Annotated in this window: 13 protein-coding genes; 9 read left to right on the forward strand and 4 right to left on the reverse strand. The window is 61.1% G+C overall.

All coding sequences use genetic code 11. The annotated features are described in order from the left end of the window. Nucleotides 1–471: 471 nt before the first annotated feature. Both J7548_RS02905 and J7548_RS02910 read right to left on the reverse strand, forming a co-directional pair. Nucleotides 472–1,971, reverse strand: coding sequence for a hypothetical protein (locus tag J7548_RS02905; RefSeq protein ID WP_290970074.1), 1,500 nt, complete (start codon nucleotides 1,969–1,971; stop codon nucleotides 472–474). Nucleotides 1,972–2,188: 217 nt separating this feature from the next. After that, complete coding sequence (locus J7548_RS02910; RefSeq protein WP_290970077.1) at nucleotides 2,189–3,517, reverse strand: MFS transporter; 1,329 nt, start codon at nucleotides 3,515–3,517, stop codon at nucleotides 2,189–2,191. 385 nt (nucleotides 3,518–3,902) lie between these two features. On the opposite strand from J7548_RS02910, the gene J7548_RS02915 reads away from it, so the two are divergent. Together J7548_RS02915 and J7548_RS02920 are read left to right on the forward strand one after the other, a co-directional pair. Further along, complete coding sequence (locus J7548_RS02915; RefSeq protein WP_290970079.1) at nucleotides 3,903–4,805, forward strand: LysR family transcriptional regulator; 903 nt, start codon at nucleotides 3,903–3,905, stop codon at nucleotides 4,803–4,805. A 149-nt stretch (nucleotides 4,806–4,954) separates the two neighbouring features. After that, nucleotides 4,955–5,938 (forward strand): M14 family metallopeptidase, encoded by a 984-nt coding sequence (locus tag J7548_RS02920; RefSeq protein WP_290971586.1) that lies wholly within the window; start codon nucleotides 4,955–4,957, stop codon nucleotides 5,936–5,938. 56 nt (nucleotides 5,939–5,994) lie between these two features. On the opposite strand, the gene J7548_RS02925 is transcribed toward J7548_RS02920, so the two are convergent. Next, nucleotides 5,995–6,708, reverse strand: coding sequence for a GntR family transcriptional regulator (locus tag J7548_RS02925; protein WP_290970082.1), 714 nt, complete (start codon nucleotides 6,706–6,708; stop codon nucleotides 5,995–5,997). Between the two features lie 432 nt (nucleotides 6,709–7,140). Between J7548_RS02925 and J7548_RS02930 the strand changes: the two genes are divergently transcribed. From J7548_RS02930 to hydA, 3 genes are all read left to right on the forward strand, one after another. Further along, a complete protein-coding gene (locus J7548_RS02930; RefSeq protein WP_290970085.1) occupies nucleotides 7,141–8,436 on the forward strand; it encodes an MFS transporter in 1,296 nt (431 codons plus the stop codon). Between the two features lie 60 nt (nucleotides 8,437–8,496). Continuing rightward, on the forward strand, nucleotides 8,497–9,225 hold the full coding sequence (locus tag J7548_RS02935) for an aspartate/glutamate racemase family protein (protein ID WP_290970087.1): 729 nt from the start codon (nucleotides 8,497–8,499) through the stop codon (nucleotides 9,223–9,225). A gap of 85 nt (nucleotides 9,226–9,310) precedes the next feature. Then, nucleotides 9,311–10,741 (forward strand): dihydropyrimidinase, encoded by a 1,431-nt coding sequence (gene hydA / locus J7548_RS02940; protein ID WP_290971589.1) that lies wholly within the window; start codon nucleotides 9,311–9,313, stop codon nucleotides 10,739–10,741. A 37-nt stretch (nucleotides 10,742–10,778) separates the two neighbouring features. Here the strand turns inward: hydA and norR are convergent, their stop codons facing one another. Continuing rightward, nucleotides 10,779–12,359, reverse strand: coding sequence for a nitric oxide reductase transcriptional regulator NorR (norR, locus tag J7548_RS02945; RefSeq protein ID WP_290970089.1), 1,581 nt, complete (start codon nucleotides 12,357–12,359; stop codon nucleotides 10,779–10,781). A 174-nt stretch (nucleotides 12,360–12,533) separates the two neighbouring features. On the opposite strand from norR, the gene hmpA reads away from it, so the two are divergent. The 4 genes from hmpA (at nucleotide 12,534) to J7548_RS02965 (ending at nucleotide 20,062) form a co-directional block, all read left to right on the forward strand. Next, complete coding sequence (hmpA, locus tag J7548_RS02950; RefSeq protein WP_290970092.1) at nucleotides 12,534–13,727, forward strand: NO-inducible flavohemoprotein; 1,194 nt, start codon at nucleotides 12,534–12,536, stop codon at nucleotides 13,725–13,727. Between the two features lie 360 nt (nucleotides 13,728–14,087). Beyond that, nucleotides 14,088–15,371: an MFS transporter gene (locus J7548_RS02955; RefSeq protein ID WP_290970095.1), complete on the forward strand. Its 1,284-nt coding sequence runs from the start codon at nucleotides 14,088–14,090 to the stop codon at nucleotides 15,369–15,371. Between the two features lie 379 nt (nucleotides 15,372–15,750). Further along, the gene (locus J7548_RS02960) at nucleotides 15,751–17,979 is read left to right on the forward strand and encodes an NADP-dependent isocitrate dehydrogenase (protein WP_290970098.1); all 2,229 of its coding nucleotides are present in this window, start codon (nucleotides 15,751–15,753) and stop codon (nucleotides 17,977–17,979) included. 175 nt (nucleotides 17,980–18,154) lie between these two features. Further along, on the forward strand, nucleotides 18,155–20,062 hold the full coding sequence (locus J7548_RS02965) for a peptide transporter (protein ID WP_290970101.1): 1,908 nt from the start codon (nucleotides 18,155–18,157) through the stop codon (nucleotides 20,060–20,062). Nucleotides 20,063–20,064: the final 2 nt, after the last annotated feature.

Below are 20,064 nucleotides of genomic sequence, written 5' to 3' on the forward strand. Positions count from 1 at the left end.
GGCGCCGGCGACGATGAGCAGGTACAGCATAGTGGTGGCGGCTTTCTTGGTTTTGAGTAGGAATTTAATTTTACATAATACAAATTATGCGAATTTAATGAGCAAAGAAAAAGCGAGTGTTAGATGCTGAAACGAACTGAGATCAGCTTCTAACCACTCATCTTTCCTATGAATAACAATGAGAAATGATGCTATGAGATACCCTAATACCCGCTGTTACAGCACTACGAATACCAAGATCGACTGCGCCAGATGGGCTTTACACAACCGAAGACACGCTTGGCCATTGCGACGGCTGGTTTCCCAAGCCCGCACCCGCCCGAAACATCGCAGAGCATGCTCAAACGCTCTCTGAATCCGATAAAACCAGCGCCCGCTAATTGGCATCTTGTTTAAGATTTTCCATTGACAAGCGCCTTGCTTTCCAAATATTAAGCCCCGGATTTCCGGGGCTCTTTTTGTTTCACACAGCTATTTTTTCTTACGGCCTTTTTGGGCTACGGGCTGTTTTTCTGGCGCCGCAAACACAACCTCTCTAATACGATCTGCGAGAAATTCCTCCTCGGGACGGTTAAGAGGATTAACAGCTTTTTTCTGCAACATGCCTATGACATCTTCATCCAGTAAAGGAAGGATCAGCTCATGCTTTGCCGCGAATAGATCATGACAACGGGCAATCAGCGTTCGGTAATCAGAGACAGCGCGACATACTAAAAAACCAAACTGCGAATGTTTGAACGAGAATCGTCCTGCAAGTTGATCCAGTTCAGGATTAGCCACATCCTTAGAATAGTTTTTGCACTCGACCATCACATATGACGATGAAATTTTCCTTGTCGCATGCAGCCGATAAAATTCACCGGAAGACGCTGCATTGTCGAACACGATGTCTATACGCTTCCTTCCTTCATAAATTTCTTGTTCTTTCCGAGGGCGGGTCAAACTTGGATAAAAAAGGAGCTCCAGTATACCGATGATCAACTTGTGATATGCAGATGCATGCTCATTACCAGAAGGTGTTTTTTCAAGGGTCTTAATCAGGTGCAAGGCAATGTCTGACACTAGCAACCTGCCATCGATTTCCTGACTTTCCAATGGTTTAGCGTATTTCCCCGCATCTTTTCGAAAGTTAATAAAGAGATCTTTATGCTGTTCGGTATAACCGGCAACAAAATCCTTTTCAGGAGGTGCGACGTGCTTACGCATATCGTCCTTCGTAACCCACACCTTCTTTTTCCCGTTTGCAAGAGTCTTATCGCGGACGAACGGACCATTATTCACTAAGTGGTCTTGCTTAACAAAATTCAGCAGATATCGGTTGTAATACCGATCAAACGAATAAACCAGACCATAGCTAACCAACCACTTTGGAACCAGCAAAATAGGCCGGTTTTTTATAACTAGCATGTCATGGTGTGATCGTTCCCACTGCCGACTTATTTCATTCCAATAAGGGCCGCTTGCGACATTGCTCTGCAAAGGGATATCGTGCAACAAACATTGCTCTTGAGTATATTCGATTAAATTCAATCGAATAATATTGGTGGTCATATCGGAGACTTTATCTGGCCCAATCCCATGTACAAATATTCGAAAATCCTCTAGGTGCTCCAAAACGCCAGTTTCGATAGCTCGACTCTCCATAATACTATTGAAGATATCTCCAGCTTGCTTATTCGCGACACCGCGACCATTCGGTCGTCCCTTAGATGACCCTAGGCAAGTTTCATTGGGCTCATGCAAATGCGAAAACAAAGCCCTCGCCCTATCAACTTCACCTCTACGCACCAACTCCAGAAAAAAATTAAAAAAGCTTGATATGGTCGCGTGGCAATCATGAGAAAACGGATGATCAGATACGCCAATAAGATGAGGATCTATGTATAGCGGAATATCTTTATCAATATCAATGTCGATAAAGTCTAACTCGGCCTGTGTCTTCCCCAATTTGAATTGCTTGCTTATTCTCATTGTCGCTCCCCATGAATTCTTGCCTCAAAACGGGCAATGAACTAACGCGTCACGGCATAGTGATGTCGCTATCCAGAACAAGTCAAGAGCTTTATTGTGCCAATATTGCGCCAAATCAGATCCATAAAAAAAGCCGTCCGGTTCACTCCGGACGGCTTTTCCATTTCAAGTCAGCGCTCATTCAGCGATACAAGCCCTTCACCTTCCGCTAAGCGTTTCAGCCGACACGACCGCTGGCAGCCCGGCGACCGAGGAATACCACGGCGATCACGCTCACCAACGCCGTTCCCATCACATAAAAACTGGGCGACATATTGCTGCCGGTAGCGGCGATCATCCAGGTCACGATCAGCGGGGAAAAACCGCCGAAGATAGTGACGGAAAAGTTATACGACAGCGCCAGCCCCGTGCCGCGGGTACGGGTCGGGAAAATGTCCGACAGCATGGCCGGAATCGGTCCCAGGCACGCCGCGATCAGCAAGCCTACCAGTGCCTGTACCGCCATCAGCATTTCCACCGTGGGCCAGGTATTGAGCGCCCAGAACAGCGGATAGGTAGACAGGCCGATCGATGCCAGCGATGCCGTCAGCACGCGGAAGCGGCCGAAGCGGTCGGACAGCGAACCGAACACCGGCGCCGCGAACATCAGGATCAGCCCCGTCACCAGCGCCCCCAGGAACGACGATGTGGCAGGAATATGCAATTGCTTGAGCGCATAGGTCGGCATGTAAAGCTTATGCACGTAGTTGAAGGCCGTGGCGCCAGATACCACGCCGATGCCCAGCAACAGATTCAGGCGTTCATGCACCAGAACAGACTTCAGCGGCGAGGCGTCAGTAGGCTTGGCTTCGGCCTTGGCCTGTTCGAACTCGGGCGTTTCTTCGATCTGGCTGCGGATATAGAAGCCTACCGGGCCGACCAGCAAGCCCACGCCAAACGCCACGCGCCATCCCCAATCGGCCAGTTGCGCATCGGTCAACATGGCGCTCAGGAGCGCGCTCATGCCGGCTGCCAGCACGGTGGCCAGCCCTTGCGTGGACAACTGCCAGCTGGCGAAGAAGCCGCGCCGCTTGGCATCGGCATGTTCGGCCATGAAAGCTGTGGCGGCGCCGAACTCGCCGCCGGTGGAAAAGCCTTGCAGCATGCGGGCCACGATCACGATCAGCGGCGAAGCCAGCCCGATCTGGGCATGGGTCGGCGCAAATGCAAGCATGGCCGTCCCCACCATCATGATGGCGATCGACATCGTCAATGACGCCTTGCGTCCCCTGCGGTCGGTATAGGCGCCCAGTACGATCGCGCCCAGCGGGCGCATCACGAAGGAAATGCCGAAGGTGCCTACGCTCAGCAGCAGCGAGGTGGTGTCGTTATCGGCCGGGAAAAACAGCTTGCCGATGGTCACGGCAAAATAGCCGTAGATCAGCAGGTCATAGAATTCGAGCGCATTGCCGATGCTGGCCGCGCAGATTTCTTTCCATGGATTGCGTTTGGCCACGGCCTGTTGGCGGTTTGCGCCTTGGGATTGCTGGTGATACTGGGTCGTCATGAAGGTCTCCGTCCTCGGTACGCCGCCCCGGGGAACGGGTGCGGCCCTGCGTTGGCGGCGCAGTGGTTTTGTAAGTGGCCCGAAGTATATGGACGACAAAAGCCGTTCTGGTGCCGATTGGGCAACGGCTGGTGCCGTTATGGTTACGCCACCGGCGCCATTGGGCGCCTGTTTGGACACTATATGGCTGCATGCGGCGTCCCTTCGGACGCAATCCGCCTCAAATCCGCCTCAAATGCACGGCGGTGACTGGGGTTACCGGAATCGTTACAATCATCATCCGCAGCAATGCTGGATATCGCCGCCAAAGGCTGGACCAGCCAAGTTTCCATTGCAATCAATCAGTGCCGGAACCGCGCCAGCGCCCTTCCGGCAAGGAGCAATCGTGCATCTCGTCTGGCTGGAAGACTTCATTGAACTGGCGCGTAGCCGCAGTTTTTCGCGCGCCGCCGAAAACCGTTTCGTTACCCATCCGGCTTTCGGGCGCCGCATCAAGGCGCTGGAGCAATGGGTCGGGGCCGATCTGGTCACGCGCTCGCAACCGGTGACGCTGACCGCCGCCGGAAAGCTTTTCCTGGATGCCGCCAACAATGCGGTGGAAGTGCTGCACGCGGCGCGTGCCCAGCTGCAGGAAGCCCCGTCAGAGCCGGAAAAACTGTTGCGCATCGCCACCGGGCGCACGCTGTCGCGCACCTTCTTCCCTGACTGGTATGACGAAATCCGGCAGTATTGCGGAGACTTCCCGGTCTCGATCGCTACGGGCGGGACGCAAGACATCATCCTCAAGCTGGATGCCGGCGAGGCCGATATGCTGATCGCGTATTCCAGCCCGGTCACTCGCATGCTGATCAACCACCAGCGCTACGAATCGCTCAATATCGCCCACGAAGTGCTGCTGCCGGTATCGGCGCCGGACCAGCGCGGCAAGCCGCGATGGCCGCTTGAGCCCAAGGGCGCGCCGGTTCCCTGGCTGGCGTTTTCGCAAACGCTCACGCTGCGCGGCATCCTGGCCAAGCATTTGGCGGATCTGGAATATAAGCCGGCGCTCAAGATGGCTTACCAGGCCGACTCGTACGAGGCTATCCAGGAAATGGCGATACGCGGCGCCGGGATGGCCTGGCTGCCGCAACGCTTGGTGGCCAGGGATATCACCGAACGGCGACTGTTGGTGGTTGGCGATGAGAACCTGAGGATCCGCTTCGATATTTCGCTATTGCGATTGCGCACCAGCGTTCACCCGCTGGTACGTGCAATCTGGGACCATCTGAGCGCGCGCCATGCGCCCTGATCCCCTGCTGCGCTGACGAAACGGCACAAGTCCGTGCCCAATCGGCACGCGCCGCATTTTCCCGCCTGTCTATACTTCTCCGCATCGATTTTGCAACCTGGCCCCTGCGCTTGACTCGCATGGCGGCTGCCATTTTTGAGTGCCGAATGATGAAGACACTGGAACAGATCCGAGCCACCCTGCCCCACTATCCGGTTGAGGTCGCCTTCCCTGACATTGAACCCTGGCGCTGCGGCAATACCGGCGTGGATTTCGTACATAGCATCGATAGCGGCGTTGCCGGCCCGCATGTGATGGTATTGGCGCTCATGCATGGTAATGAAGTAAGCGGCGCCATTGCCGTCGACAAGCTGCTGCGCAAGAACCTGCGACCGTTGCGCGGCAAGATCACGCTGGGTTTCGGCAATGTCGCGGCCTATGCCCGCTTCGATCCGAATAATGCAGATTCCTCGCGCTACATCGACGAAGACATGAATCGCGTCTGGAGCGCCCAACGCCTGGATGGCCCGGATGACTCGTCCGAACTGCGCCGTGCCCGCGAACTGCGCCCCATCATCGACACCGTCGATTTCATGCTGGACTTGCACTCGATGCATGAGGCCGCGCCTCCGCTGATCGTGAGCGGCCCGCTGGAAAAGGGCATGGAATTTTCCGCGCAGTTGGGAACGCCACGCCACGTGGTGGTCGACAAAGGCCATGCCAACGGCGTACGCATGCGCGATTACGGTGGCTTCGGCGATCCCGCCAGCCTCAAGAACGCCTTGCTGGTGGAATGCGGCCAGCACTTCGCGGCAGTCAGCGAGCGCGTGGCGCTGGACGTGGCGGCGCGCTTCCTGCTGGCTACCGGCGTGGTCGACCGCCAGGCCGTGGCCGATATGCTGCAAGCCGACCCGGAACAAGCGCAGCGCTTTATCCAGGTCACCGATCCGGTGGTGGCCGAAAGCATGGAATTGGAATTCAGCGACGACTACCGCGGCATGGAAGTCATTGCCCGCGCCGGCACCGCCATCGCGCGCGAAGGCGGGCGCAGCATTGTCACGCCCTATGACGAATGCACCCTTGTCATGCCTTCCCTGCGCCACATCGGCCCCGGGGTGACCGTGGTGCGCCTGGGCCGGGAAATCGTGCGCTGAGGAAACGGCGCCATCCAAGGCTGCAGGCGCGCATCCTCGCGCCTACATTGCCGGCATTACTTGAGCGGAGTCGCCCGCAACGCCTTCATCGACTCGGTCGCCGTATGCTCGGAATGCTCCTTCATCAGCTGCGGCAGTTTGCTGCGGTCCGCGGCCTGCAGCGCCGCCATGATCGCCTCATGCTCGTCGAGCGACTCCTGCCAGCGCGCGCTGTCTGCATTGGCCACGCCGCGCGCGCGGTGGATCTTGGTCATCAGGCCGGCGTAGATCGACGACAGCACCGGGTTTTGCGCGGCGTCGATCATCATCTGGTGGATTTCCTGGTTGAGTTGAAAGTACGCAGCGCGCTTGCCATTGTGGTGATGGGCGACCATCGCCTGGTGCTTGCGCTCGATCGCATGCAATGCGCCTTCCGTCACCCGCTTCGCCAGGCACCGGCCGGCCGTTTCCTCCAGGCCGTGCAGCACTTCGAATACGGCGGCGATCTCGTCGATGTCGATCGCGGCGACGCGATAGCCGATGTGCTGGCGATGCGTTACCAATCCTTCCACAGCCAATACCTTGAGCGCTTCACGCAGCGGCGTCTTCGAAATATCGAAGTATTCGCACAAGTCTTTTTCCAGGATGCGGCTGCCGGGCGCGAGTTCGCCTTCCTGGATCATTTCGCGCAGGTGGTCGGCGATGTCTGTGTACAGGCCATTGCGGCGCACACGCGCGGAAGGCGCGGCGCGCGGCGCTTTGGCCGGTTTGCTTTCATTCTCGGTCAGCATGTTGCCAGATGGGTTCGTAAATCCAGTCAAAACAATAACATGCTTTCAAACTATTTTAGTTATACGTTTAAAATCAATGATTTACATAGCTTGTAATTACAGATTAAGTATTCTATACTCCTTTCAAACGAGTGCAGGCGCGCTCGTTTTCTAATCAGATAACGCATAAATTAAAAATCACAGGAGCGAGACCATGCCAACCACATTCAACACAGCGTAGCTACCGCACTTACGGCTGCGCGCCTCGCCGCAAATTGCCTGAATGCGCATTTGCATGCATCCGGCGAGACCGCGAACCGCTTCCAACCAATACGACAACAAGTCTGTCGTGCGCCGGATTCGGCGCACAGACCGGGCCGACCGACTACGCCCTGAAACAATGCAGTGCCGTTTCAGGAGCGATGACACATCCAATCGAGGAGTGAGACCACAATGAGCACCGCTATTAATACGGCTGCCGCCGGACAGAAGACGACTGTCCGCTGGAAAATCTTTTTCATGATGCTGTTCCTGATCGCGATCAACTACATCGACCGCGCCTCCCTTTCCGTCGCGATGCCGCTGATCGCCAAGGAATTCGACCTGAGCCCCACCATGCAGGGCCTGATCCTCAGCTCCTTCTTCTGGACCTATGCCTTCATGCAGATTCCGGGCGGCATGCTGGCCGACCGCTTCAAGCCGCGCATCGTGATCGCCGCCGCGACGCTGTTCTGGGGCTTCTTCCAGGCCATCGCGGCAGTGTGCACCAACGCTACCAGCCTGCTGCTGACGCGCCTGGGCCTGGGCGCGGCGGAAGCGCCGATCTATCCGGCCGGCGGTAAGTTGAACGCCATCTGGATGACCCAGAACGAACGCGGCCGCGGCGCCACGCTGCTGGACGGCGGCGCACCGCTGGGCGCGGCGCTGGGCGCCATCATCATCACCTGGCTGATCGGCGCGCTCGGCTCCTGGCGCCTGGCCTTCGTGGTCGCCGGCGTGGGCACCGTGCTGGCCGGTATCGGCGCCTGGTACTACATCCGCAACAACCCGCGCGACCATGCCGGCGTCAACGATGCGGAAGCCTCCTATATTGAAGAATCGCACGCGCTGGAGTACAGCAAGGAACCCGAGAACGCCAGCGGCCGCACGATGGATTTCTTCAAATACCGTTCGGTGTGGTTCATGTTCTTCGGCTGGATGTGCTTCAACAGCGTGTTCTACGGCCTGCTGACCTGGATGCCGAACTACCTGAACAAGGTGCACGGTTTCGACATCAAGCAGATGGGCGGCGCCAGCTTCATCATCTTCTTCTCCGGTTTCGTCGGCGAACTGGTCGGCGGCTGGATCGCGGACAAGTGGAAAAGCGCCGGCGCCAGCCCGAACAAGGTGATGCGCACCCTCTTCGGCATCGCCGCCGTGGTCGCCACCGTCTCGATCTTCTCGGTGGCTTATACGAAGGATCCGGTCACCGTCGTCGTGCTGCTGTCGACCACCCTCTTCTTCCTGCGCTGGTGCGGCCTGTTCTGGTGCATCCCGTCGATCCTGGCGACCCGCAACAAGATCGGCTTCCTGGGCGGCACCATGAACCTGGGCGGCAACATCGGCGGCATCTGCGTCCCCATCATCGTCGGCATGATCGTCCAGTTCACAGGTTCCTACTTCCTGGCGCTGATGTTCTTCGCCGCCGCCGGCGTGGGCCTGTTCATCTGCTCGACCGGCATCGACTACGAGAAGAAGCTTCCCGTTTAACATTGGCCATCCCATTTCGTACCCCGCAACATTCACCGATACAGATACAGAAAGACTGAAATGACAAAACGCACCCTGCTCGGCATGCTGACCCCCTCCTCCAACACCTCGCTGGAACCGATGACCAGCGCGATGGTTGCCGGACTGCCTGGCGTCTCGGCCCACTTCGCCCGCTTCACCGTCACCGAAATCTCCCTGCGCGACCAGGCCCTGGGCCAATTCGACGACAGCAAGATCCTGGAAGCCGCCAAGCTGCTGGCCGACGCCAAGGTCGACGTGATCGGCTGGAACGGCACCTCCTCCGGCTGGCTCGGCTTCGAGGCCGACGAGCGCCTGTGCCGTCGCATCACCGAAGCCACCGGCATCCCGGCCACCACCTCGGTGCTGGCGCTCAACGAGATCCTGACCCAGACCGGCGCCAAGGATTTCGGCCTGGTCACCCCGTACCTGGACGACGTGCAGGAAAAGATCGTCGCCAACTACGACCGCTCCGGCTACAACTGCATCGCCGAAAAGCACCTCGGCCTGCACGTGAACTTCTCGTTCTCGGAAGTCACCGAAGACCAGATCCGCGGCATGGTGCGCGAAGTAGCCAAGAGCAAGCCCAAGGCCATCTCCACCTTCTGCACCAACCTGAAGGCGGCGCACCTGGTGGAAGAGCTGGAAAACGAAACCGGCATTCCCATCTACGACACCATTTCGACCGTGGTCTGGAAGTCGCTGAAGGTGGCCGGCTACGACACCACCAAGGTCAAGGGATGGGGCCGCCTGTTCCGTGAAGTGATCTAATAAGTTATCTGCCCGCCCCGATCCTGGCGTCCCGCATGGGGCGCCGGGACCGGGCATTTATTCCAATCCCGACAGGAGAACGATCATCGCAACCGCATACGACCTCGTGATTCGCAATGCCGACGTGGCGACGGCTTCGGATCGCTTCCGATGTGATATCGGCATCCGCGACGGCCGCATCGCCGCGCTCGGCGCCAACCTCGATGCCGGCGCCGAAGAGATCGATGCCGCCGGCATGCTGGTGCTGCCCGGCGGCGTCGACGCCCACTGCCACCTCGACCAGCCCATGCCCGAAGGCATGCGCATGGCCGACGATTTCTTCACCGGTACCCGCTCGGCCGCTTGCGGCGGCACCACCACCGTGATCCCCTTCGCCGCCCAGGAAAAGGGCGGCTCGCTGCGCGCCGCGGTCGAGGACTACCACCGCCGCGCCGACGGCAAGGCAGTCGTCGACTATGCCTTCCACCTGATCGTCGCCGACCCGACGCCCCAGGTATTGAACGAAGAACTGCCGCGCCTGATCCGCGAAGGCTACAGCTCGTTCAAGATCTACATGACCTACGACGACCTCAAGCTGTCCGACCATGAGATCCTGAAGGTGCTGACCGTCGCGCGCGAGCATAAGGCGCTGGTGATGATCCATGCCGAGAATTCGGACTGCATCGCCTGGCTGACCGAACGCCTGAACGACGAAGGCCATACCGCGCCGAAGTACCACGCGGTGTCGCGCCCGATGGCGGTCGAACGCGAAGCCACGCACCGCGCCATCACCTTCTCGGAACTGGCCGACGTGCCGATCCTGATCGTGCACGTATCAGGCCGCGAAGCGATCGAGCAGATCCGCTGGGCGCATGGCCGCGGCCTACCGATCTACGCGGAGACCTGCCCACAGTACCTGTTCCTCTCAGAACAGGACCTGGGCGGCGAAGGCTACCACGGCGCCAAGTGCGTCTGCAGCCCGCCGCCGCGCGACATCGGCAACCAGCGCGCGGTGTGGGACGGCCTGGCCGGCGGCGTCTTCTCGGTGTTTTCTTCCGACCATGCGCCGTTCCGCTACGACGATGCGGAGGGCAAAAAGCTGGGCGGCAAGGAACAGCCGTTCCAGTACATCCCGAACGGCATCCCCGGGCTGGAGACGCGCTTGCCGCTGCTGTTTTCCGGCGGCGTGATGGAAGGCCGCATCGACGTCCACCAGTTCGTGGCGCTGACCGCGACCAACCCTGCCAAGATGTACGGGCTGTATCCCCGCAAGGGATCGATCATGATCGGCGCCGATGCCGACATCGTGCTGTGGGACACCAGGCGCAAGGTAACCATCGCCAATGCGCTGCTGCACCACGACGTCGACTACACCCCTTACGAGGGCCGGACGGTGCAAGGCTGGCCGGTGCTGACGCTGTCGCGCGGGAAGGTGGTCAGCCGCGACCAGGCGTTTGCGGGGGAAATGGGAAGCGGCCGCTTCCTGCCATGCGGCGCGCCGCAGGTGCCACGCCTGCAGCAGGGAAAAAGCATCTAGGCAACGGCCTGGAGGACAGGCTTGCGCCTGGATCTTTCTAGCGCAAGCCCAGCCGCTTGGCCAAACGGCTCAGGTTGGCCCGGTCCAGCCCCAGCTCGCGCGCGGTAGCGGCCAGATTGTTGGCATTGCGCTCCAGGCTGGAGGCAACCAGTTTGCGCTCATAGTTTTCGACGGCATCGCGCAGGCTGGTGCTGGTGCTTTGCACGGTGTCGGACTGACTTTCATCTTCGGCACTCTTCACCGCTTCAATAGCTTCGGGCGCCCGCAACTCAAGCTCTTCCGCTCCCAGCGTCAGGATGGCGGGACGCAGCTTGTGAGCGGCCAGGGCGCGCAATGCGCTGCGGCCGACCAGGTGTTCCAGTTCACGGATGTTGCCCGGCCAGGCATAGCCGAGCAAGGCACGCTGCGCATCGGCCGACAGGCGCAGGCTGGACAACCCGAGCCGTGCCCGGTTCTGTTCCAGGAAATAGCCGGCCAGCAGCAGCACATCGCGCCCACGCTCGCGCAAGGGCGGCACGCGGATCGGGAAGACCGAGAGGCGATGGTAGAAGTCGGCGCGAAAACGCCCGCGCTTGACCTCCTCGGCCAGGTCGCGGTTGGTGGCGGCGATGAGCCGCACATCGACCCGGTGCTCGCGGTCCGAGCCGACCCTTTGCAACTGCCCGCTTTGCAGCACCCGCAGCAACTTGGCCTGCACCGCCAGCGGCAATTCGCCCACCTCGTCCAGGAACAGCGTGCCGCCGTCGGCCATTTCGAACTTGCCGCGGCGGTCGGCCACCGCGCCGGAAAAGGCGCCGCGGATGTGGCCGAACAATTCGCTTTCCACCAGCGTGTCGGGCAATGCCGCGCAATTGAGGCTGATCATCGGCTTATGCGCGCGCGGCGAGGCGGCATGCAAGGCATGCGCCACCAATTCCTTGCCCACGCCGGTTTCGCCGGTCACCAGCACCGTCATGTCGCTGGGGCCGGCCATGCGGATCTCCTGCATCAGTTGCTGATGCGCCGGGCTCTGGCCGATCAGTTCGCGCTTGCCCTGGCTCTCCTCCAATCCCAGCCGGTAGGCTTCGGCGCGCTGGCGCTCCTGTTCGCCGGCGGCCGACAAATGGTCGATGCGTTCGGCCACGTTGACGGTGGCGGCAGCCAGGTCGGCGAACGCCTGCAGAGAAGCCATGTCGACGCTGTCGAAGCGCCCCGCTCCCAGCGCGTCCAGCGTCACCAGCCCCCACGGCCGGCCATTGACGGTCAGCGCGCAGCCCATGCAGTCATGCACTTCCAACTGGCCGGAATGGATGTCGTTGAGGCCGTCGACCAAGCCGTCATACGGATCCGGCAGCGACGAGTCGGCCGGGAAGCGCGTGGGCTCATCGTTGCCCAGCAACACGCCGAAGCGCGGATGCTCGCTGACCCTGAAACGCCGCCCCAGCGTATCGCCCGACAGGCCGTCGATGGCCAGCGGCACCAGCACCTCGCCCTCCAGGCGCAACAGCGCGGCGGCATCGCAAGGGAACAGCGTGCGCATGGTTTGCAGCAGGCGCCGGTAGCGCTCGCGCTCGTCCATCTCGCGAGACAGGTCGGCGACCAGCGGCAGCAAGGCATCGAGCAAGGCCTTTGATGTCATTTTGACTCTGGACAGTGAATATTTAAGTCATTCTGACACGGTTTATTCGACACAGGCAAATTGCAAGTAATTGATTTATAAGGATTGCCGCACTGGCACAGGATTCGCAATAGGGAAAGCGAACCGGCGTTCCGGCTTGTTACTCACTTTCTTCCACTCCTGGAAAGGCGAACCATGCTTACCGATGCACAACTGGCCATCATCAAATCCACCGTCCCCTTGCTGGAAAGCGGCGGCGAGGCGCTGACCACGCATTTCTACAAGCTGCTCATGCGCGATTATCCGCAAGTGCAGCCGCTGTTCAACCGCGCCCACCAGGCCAGCGGCGACCAGCCGCGCGCACTGGCCCACGGCGTGCTGATGTATGCGCGCCATATCGACCGCCTGGAAGCCCTCGGCCCGCTGGCCGCGCAGATCATCAACAAGCACGTGGCGGTGCAGGTCATGCCGGAGCACTATCCGATGGTCGGCGATTGCCTGCTGCGCGCCATCCGCGAAGTGCTGGGCGCGGAGATCGCCACCGATGCCGTGATCGATGCCTGGGCCGCCGCCTACGGCCAACTGGCCGACATCCTGATCGGCGCCGAGAAACAGCAATACGATGCCAAGGCCTCCGCTCCCGGCGGCTGGCGCGGCGCCCGCAACTTCATCGTGGCGCGCAAGGTGGCCGAGAGCGACGAAATCACTTCCTTCTATTTCCGCCCGCAGGACGGCGGCGCCCTGCTCGACTTCCAGCCCGGCCAGTACATCGGCCTGCGCATGGTGGTCGACGGCCTGGAACAACGCCGCCAGTATTCCCTGTCGGCGCCGCTGAACGTGCCCGGCCAGCCGCCGCAATACCGCATCAGCGTCAAGCGCGAAGCCGACGGCAAGGTTTCGCGCTACCTGCACGATGAAGTGCGGGAAGGCTCCGTGGTCGAACTGTTTCCGCCCTCGGGCGACTTCTCGCTGACCGCCAGCGACAGGCCGCTGGTGCTCATCAGCGGCGGCGTCGGCATCACGCCCATGCTGACCATGCTCAATGCCGCCCTGCAAAGCGGCCGCGCCGTGCACTTCATCCATGCCGCACGCGACGGCGGCGTGCACGCCTTCCGCGAATACGTCGACGCGCTGGCCGAACGCCATCCGCAACTGCGCCGCTTCTTCTGCTACGAACGCGCGCGCGACGGCGACCGCCAGCCCGACGCCACCGGCCTGATCGACCGCGAACTGCTGCAGCGCTGGATGCCTGCCAGCACCGACGTCGACGCCTACTTCGTCGGCCCCAAGCCGTTCATGAAGGCGATCAAGCGCTACCTGCGCGAGATCGGCGTGCCGGAAGCGCAAAGCCGTTACGAATTCTTCGGCCCGGCCGCCGCGCTGGAGTGAATATCGGCAGGCACGCGGCCAAAGCAGCCTGACCTGCCTGATATTTCATCGCAAGGCAAAAAGCCTCGTTTCCCGGCAACGGGAGGCGAGGCTTTTTTACATGGCATCGCGCACTTGCCTGATGAAAAACGCGCGTTTCCAACGCTTTTCGGCGCCGAACCTTTCATCCAGCCATCGAAAAAACCGAAATCTGCATGGCCGGCGCGGCTTTACCGTCCACGCGCAGGTTTTCGGGGATAGAATCGGCGGCGCAATAGCTGACACACAAAAAAAGATCCTGATTAAAACCGGCCCCACACCGGCGAGACAGGCACAAGACCGGATACACGGTCCGCCCAACACATAAATGAGGCACTCAACATGACTACATCCACATCTTCGCAATCGAAGCTTTCCACGGTGCTGCGCGTTACCAGCGGCAACTTCATGGAAATGTTCGATTTCTTCCTGTTCGGCTTCTACGCGACGCACATCTCGAAAGCGTTTTTCCCCAGCGACAATGAATTCGCCTCGCTGATGCTGACCTTCATGACCTTCGGCGCCGGCTTCCTGATGCGTCCGCTGGGCGCCATCATCCTGGGCGCCTACGTCGACCGCGTCGGCCGCCGCCAGGGCCTGATCGTGACGCTGGCGCTGATGGCGCTGGGCACCATGCTGATCGCCTTCGTTCCCAGCTACGCCACCATCGGCGCGCTGGCGCCGTTGCTGGTGCTGGTCGGCCGCCTGCTGCAAGGCTTCTCGGCCGGCGTGGAGCTGGGCGGCGTATCGGTCTACTTGGCTGAAATGGCTACTCCCGGCAAAAAGGGCTTCTATGTGAGCTGGCAGTCCGGCAGCCAGCAAGTGGCCATCATCGTGGCGGCCGCCATCGGCTACCTGCTGTCGACCAACCTGACGCCGGCCGATGTCGGCGCCTGGGGCTGGCGCATCCCCTTCTTCATCGGCTGCCTGATTGTGCCGGTGCTGTTCATGATCCGCCGTTCGCTGCAGGAAACCGAAGAGTTCATGCGCCGCAAGCACCGCCCGACCACCGGCCAGATCTTCCGCTCGATGATCGAGAACTGGAAGCTGGTGATCGCCGGCATGATGCTGGTGTCGATGACCACCGTCTCGTTCTACCTGATCACCGTCTATACGCCGACCTTCGGCAAGAGCGTGCTCAAGCTGTCGACCGAAGCCAGCCTGATCGTGACCTTGTGCGTGGGCCTGTCGAACTTCTTCTGGCTGCCGGTCATGGGCGCCCTGTCGGACCGCATCGGCCGCCGCCCGATCCTGGTGGCGTTCACCGTGCTGACCATCCTGACCGCCTATCCGGCCGTGAACTGGCTGGTGCATGACGCCAGCTTCGCCAAGATGCTGGTGGTCGAGCTGTGGCTGTCCTTCCTCTACGCCAGCTACAACGGCGCGATGGTGGTGGCGCTGACCGAAGTGATGCCGGCTGAAGTGCGCACCGCCGGTTTCTCGCTGGCCTACAGCCTGGCCACGGCCGTGTTCGGCGGCTTCACCCCGGCCATTGCCACCGGCCTGATCGAGTACACCGGCGACAAGGCCGCGCCCGGCATCTGGATGAGCGCCGCCGCCGTGTGCGGCCTGCTCGCCACTTTCATCCTCTACCGCAAGCAGGCCGGCAAAGCCGTGCCGGCCTGAGTATCGGGACATTGCAATAGCTATTGAACAGGGCCGCTGATGCGGCCCTTTTTTTGGGCCTTGATGCCATTGAGACAACATCCGGATCAAGACCCATGCAAAAAATTCTTCAAGTCTTATATAAGAGTTGAAGCATTTCGGCGCGCTTAGGAGTAAACTACCGTCTGTTTTTTGCCGCGGCATCTGAGGGAAAGACGAGACGCTGCCGGAAGAAGGCGGTTTCCCCCGGGAAACGACGGTTTTTGCCGGCAGGAGATTGCCGCCCCCAGCCAACGGCATGCGGATGCCTCAGCCACAAGCACACGATGCACCGCATACCGGGCGACCGGACGGCACATGCAGCACAGCACATCAACACACCAACAGCAAGGACATCATCGTGACTACAGGTAACCCGACCATTATCTATACGCTGACTGACGAGGCACCCTATCTGGCGACCCACTCGCTTCTGCCTATCGTCAAGAAGTTCACCGCGCAAGCCGGCATCGACGTCGTCGAGAGCGACATCTCGGTGGCTGCGCGTATCCTGGCGGAATTCTCCGAGTTCCTGACCGATGAGCAGAAAGTGCCCGACACCCTGGCCGAACTGGGCGCCCTGACCCAGAAGCCGGAAGCCAACATCATCAAGCTGCCCAACATCAGCGCCTCGATCCTGCAGCTGCAGGCGGCCATCCGCGAACTGCAAAACCGCGGCTACAAGCTGCCCGACTACCCGGAAAACCCGGTTACCGACGAAGAGAAGGCGATCCAGAAGCGCTACGCCAAGGTCACCGGCAGCGCCGTGAACCCGGTCCTGCGCGAAGGCAACTCCGACCGCCGCGCGCCCAACGCCGTCAAGAACTACGCCCGCAAGCACCCGCACTCGATGTCCAAGTGGAGCATGGCTTCGCGCACCCACGTGGCGCACATGCACGGCGGCGACTTCTACGCCGGCGAAAAGAGCATGACCCTGGACCGCGCGGTCGACGTCAAGATGGACCTGGTCACCAAGTCCGGCGAAACCATCGTCCTCAAGCCGAAGGTTTCGCTGCAGGCCGGCGAGATCATCGACAGCATGTTCATGAGCAAGAAGGCGCTGTGCAAGTACTACGAAGAACAGATGCAGGACGCCTTCGAAACCGACCTGCTGCTGTCGGTGCACGTCAAGGCGACCATGATGAAGGTCTCGCACCCGATCGTGTTCGGCCACGCCGTGCGCACCTACTACAAGAACACCTTCGAAAAGCACGCCAAGCTGTTCGCCGAGATCGGCGTCAACCCGAACAACGGCATGTCGGGTGTGTACGAGAAGATCAACACCCTGCCCGAAGCCAAGAAGGCTGAAGTGCTGGCCGACCTGAAGGCCGACGAAGCCAAGCGCCCGCGCCTGGCCATGGTCGACTCCGCCAAGGGCATCACCAACCTGCACGCCCCCAACGACGTGATCGTCGACGCTTCCATGCCGGCCATGATCCGCGCCGGCGGCAAGATGTGGAACGCCGAAGGCAAGACCGAAGACACCAAGGCCCTGCTGCCGGAATCGACCTTCGCCCGCATCTACCAGGAGATGATCAACTTCTGCAAGACCAACGGCGCGTTCGACCCGACCACCATGGGCACCGTGCCCAACGTCGGCCTGATGGCCCAGAAGGCCGAGGAATACGGTTCGCACGACAAGACCTTCGAAATCGCCCAGGACGGCGTGGCGCGCATCGTCACCCTGGATGGCGAAGTGCTGCTGGAAGAAAACGTCGAAGCCGGCGATATCTGGCGCATGTGCCAGGTCAAGGACGCCGCGGTGCGCGACTGGGTCAAGCTGGCGGTCACCCGCTCGCGCCTGTCGGGCATGCCGGCCGTGTTCTGGCTGGATCCGTACCGCCCGCACGAAGCCGAACTGATCAAGAAGGTGCGCACCTACCTGAAGGAGCATGACACCAACGGCCTGGACATCCAGATCATGTCGCAAGTGCGCGCCATGCGTTACACCCTGGAACGCGTGATCCGCGGCATGGACACCATCTCGGTGACCGGCAACATCCTGCGCGACTACCTGACCGACCTGTTCCCGATCATGGAACTGGGCACCTCGGCCAAGATGCTGTCGATCGTCCCGCTGATGGCCGGCGGCGGCATGTTCGAAACCGGCGCCGGCGGTTCCGCGCCCAAGCACGTGCAGCAGCTGGTCGGCGAAAACCACCTGCGCTGGGACTCGCTGGGCGAATTCCTGGCGCTGGCGGTGTCGATCGAAGACGTCGGCATCAAGAACAACAATGCCCGCGCCAAGATCCTGGCCAAGACGCTGGACGCCGCCACCGGCAAGCTGCTGGACAACAACAAGTCACCCTCCCCCAAGACCGGCGAACTGGACAACCGCGGCAGCCACTTCTACCTGGCGCTGTACTGGGCCCAGGAACTGGCCGCGCAGAAGGACGACGCCGAACTGGCCAAGCACTTCGCGCCGCTGGCCAAGACGCTGGCCGAGAACGAGCAGAAGATCGTGGCCGAACTCAACAGCGTGCAGGGCAAGCAGGTCGACATCGGCGGCTACTACATGCCGGACCGCGCCAAGACCTTCGCCGTGATGCGTCCGAGCGAGACATTCAACAAGGCGCTGGAATCCATCTGATTCCACACCGGTTTGAATGCCTGCTGCGCATCGCCCGCGATGCGCAGCGCTGGCAGTGACAATGAAAAGGGCCGCAATCCACATTGCGGCCCTTTTTTCATGGCCGGCGCTGGCGGCGGCCGCCCTTCGGCGGCACAATACCGGGCATCCCGTTTCAACCGACCAGCCAACGGCCATGACCGAAAACGCCAACGACGCCAAGAACGCCAATAACGTTTTTTCGCTGGAACAATTCGAATACCTCTGCTACTCGCGCCAGCATGAACCGGCCGCGCGCGAGCTGATGCGCCTGCTGGCGCTGATCGACCGCAACTACGGCAAGCTGGCCGGCAACTTCTCGCTGTCGGTGTCGCCGGCGGTACCGGCCGCGGAGCTGGAGCAGCATGTGCTGGCGCGGGTCACTAGCGCGATTTCGGCGCTGTTCTCGGATCCGGGCTTCCATGTCAGCCCGGACGGCTTCGGCCAGCTGATCAACTTCCAGCGCTGGCTGTCGGCGCTGTTCGGCGCCAGCCATTTCATCAATTGCGACCATATCCTGCGTTCGCTCAACCTGGGCGGCCCGGAGGCGAAAGACTTCCAGGTCAAGCCGCCGGACCTGGTGAAATTCTGCATCCTGTACTCGCCGGAATCGGAACTGCCGCTGGACGTCGAAATGCTGTGGGAACAGAACAAGCCGCTGGCCGCGGCATTGTTCATGGCGCTGCTGTCGCCGCGCTTCCTCGGCACGCCGGCGGCGCACTCCAAGCGCGAAGCCCTGCTCGGCTGGCTGCCCGACCGCCTGCAGGAACTCGAGAGCCTGGATAGCCTGCCGGTCGCCGTCCTGCACGACGTCTACATGCATTGCAGCTATGCCGACCTGCCGCAGCGCCACCGCATCAAGGGCGCCATCAACGCGCTGATCGAAAAGAAGCTGGCTGAAGCCGGCATCGCCGATATCGATGACTTCGGCGCGCCCGGCGAGGTCGCCGGGAAACCGGTACTGCTGGTGCTGCTGGAATGGTTTTCCGGCGGCCACTCGATCTACCGCACCCATTCCAAGACACTGGAAGCGGCGCGGCGCCATTTCCATGTGGTGGCCATCGGCTACCAGGCCAATACCGACGAACTGGGGCGCGCGGTGTTCGACGAATTCATCGCCTTCGACCGTCCCGGCGACTTGCTGGGCTGCCTGGCCCAGTTGCGCGCGCTGGCCGCGCAGCGCCGGCCGCAGGCGCTGTACATGCCCAGCGTGGGCATGTTCCCGATCACCATGTTCGCCGCCAACCTGCGCGTGGCGCCGTTGCAGGTGGCGGCATTGGGCCACCCCGCCACCACCAGTTCCCGGCGCATCGACTACATCAGCGTGGAAGACGACTTCGTCGGCGATCCGTCCTGCTTCAGCGAACGGCTGCTGCGCCTGCCTGCCGACGGCCAGCCCTACCGCCCCTCGGCGATTCCCTTCGACGTGCCGGTGCTGGAGCGCGGCGACAAGCCCTACGTCAACATCGCCATCGCCGCCACCACCATGAAGCTGAACCCGCGCTTCCTGATGGCATGCCAGAAGATCGCCGAACTGGCGCTGCAGCCGCCCGGCGGGCAGGCGCCGAAGCAGGTGCGCTTCCATTTCCTGATCGGCCAGGCGCAAGGCCTGCTGTACCCGCAACTGCAGCGCCTGGTCCTGCGCTATGTGCCCGGCGCCAGCGTTTATCCGCACCAGCCGTACCAGCAATACCTGTCCCTCTTCAACCAGTGCGACATGTTCCTGTCGCCGCTGCCCTTCGGCAATACCAACGGCATCATCGACGCCTTCACGGTCGGCTTGCCCGGCGTATGCAAGACCGGTCCGGAAGTGTTCGAGCATATCGACGAAGGCCTGTTCCGCCGCGTCGGCCTGCCCGACTGGACCATCGCCGCCACGCTGGACGACTACATCCTGGCGGCGGTGAAGATGGTGACCGACTTCGGCGCGCGCGCCGCGCTGTACCGCCACCTGACCGATCCGCAATACCTGCAGCGGCTGTTCGAAGGCCGCCCGGAATCGCTGGGCGATGCGCTGGTGCAGCTGATCCGCAACCGGGCCGAGGGGGCGGCGGCGCAAAGCTGAAC

Origin of the sequence: Herbaspirillum sp. (genome assembly GCF_017744395.1) — a bacterium.
Taxonomy (GTDB): domain Bacteria; phylum Pseudomonadota; class Gammaproteobacteria; order Burkholderiales; family Burkholderiaceae_D; genus Herbaspirillum.

Bases quoted from the DNA above. Each gene is read 5' to 3' on its own strand.
- norR (WP_290970089.1), bottom strand. From the start codon at position 12,359: ATGACATCAAAGGCCTTGCTCGATGCCTTGCTGCCGCTGGTCGCCGAC.
- J7548_RS02910 (WP_290970077.1), bottom strand. From the start codon at position 3,517: ATGACGACCCAGTATCACCAGCAATCCCAAGGCGCAAACCGCCAACAG.
- J7548_RS02965 (WP_290970101.1), top strand. From the start codon at position 18,155: ATGACCGAAAACGCCAACGACGCCAAGAACGCCAATAACGTTTTTTCG.
- J7548_RS02905 (WP_290970074.1), bottom strand. From the start codon at position 1,971: ATGAGAATAAGCAAGCAATTCAAATTGGGGAAGACACAGGCCGAGTTA.
- J7548_RS02955 (WP_290970095.1), top strand. From the start codon at position 14,088: ATGACTACATCCACATCTTCGCAATCGAAGCTTTCCACGGTGCTGCGC.
- J7548_RS02920 (WP_290971586.1), top strand. From the start codon at position 4,955: ATGAAGACACTGGAACAGATCCGAGCCACCCTGCCCCACTATCCGGTT.
- J7548_RS02925 (WP_290970082.1), bottom strand. From the start codon at position 6,708: ATGCTGACCGAGAATGAAAGCAAACCGGCCAAAGCGCCGCGCGCCGCG.
- J7548_RS02930 (WP_290970085.1), top strand. From the start codon at position 7,141: ATGAGCACCGCTATTAATACGGCTGCCGCCGGACAGAAGACGACTGTC.
- J7548_RS02935 (WP_290970087.1), top strand. From the start codon at position 8,497: ATGACAAAACGCACCCTGCTCGGCATGCTGACCCCCTCCTCCAACACC.
- hmpA (WP_290970092.1), top strand. From the start codon at position 12,534: ATGCTTACCGATGCACAACTGGCCATCATCAAATCCACCGTCCCCTTG.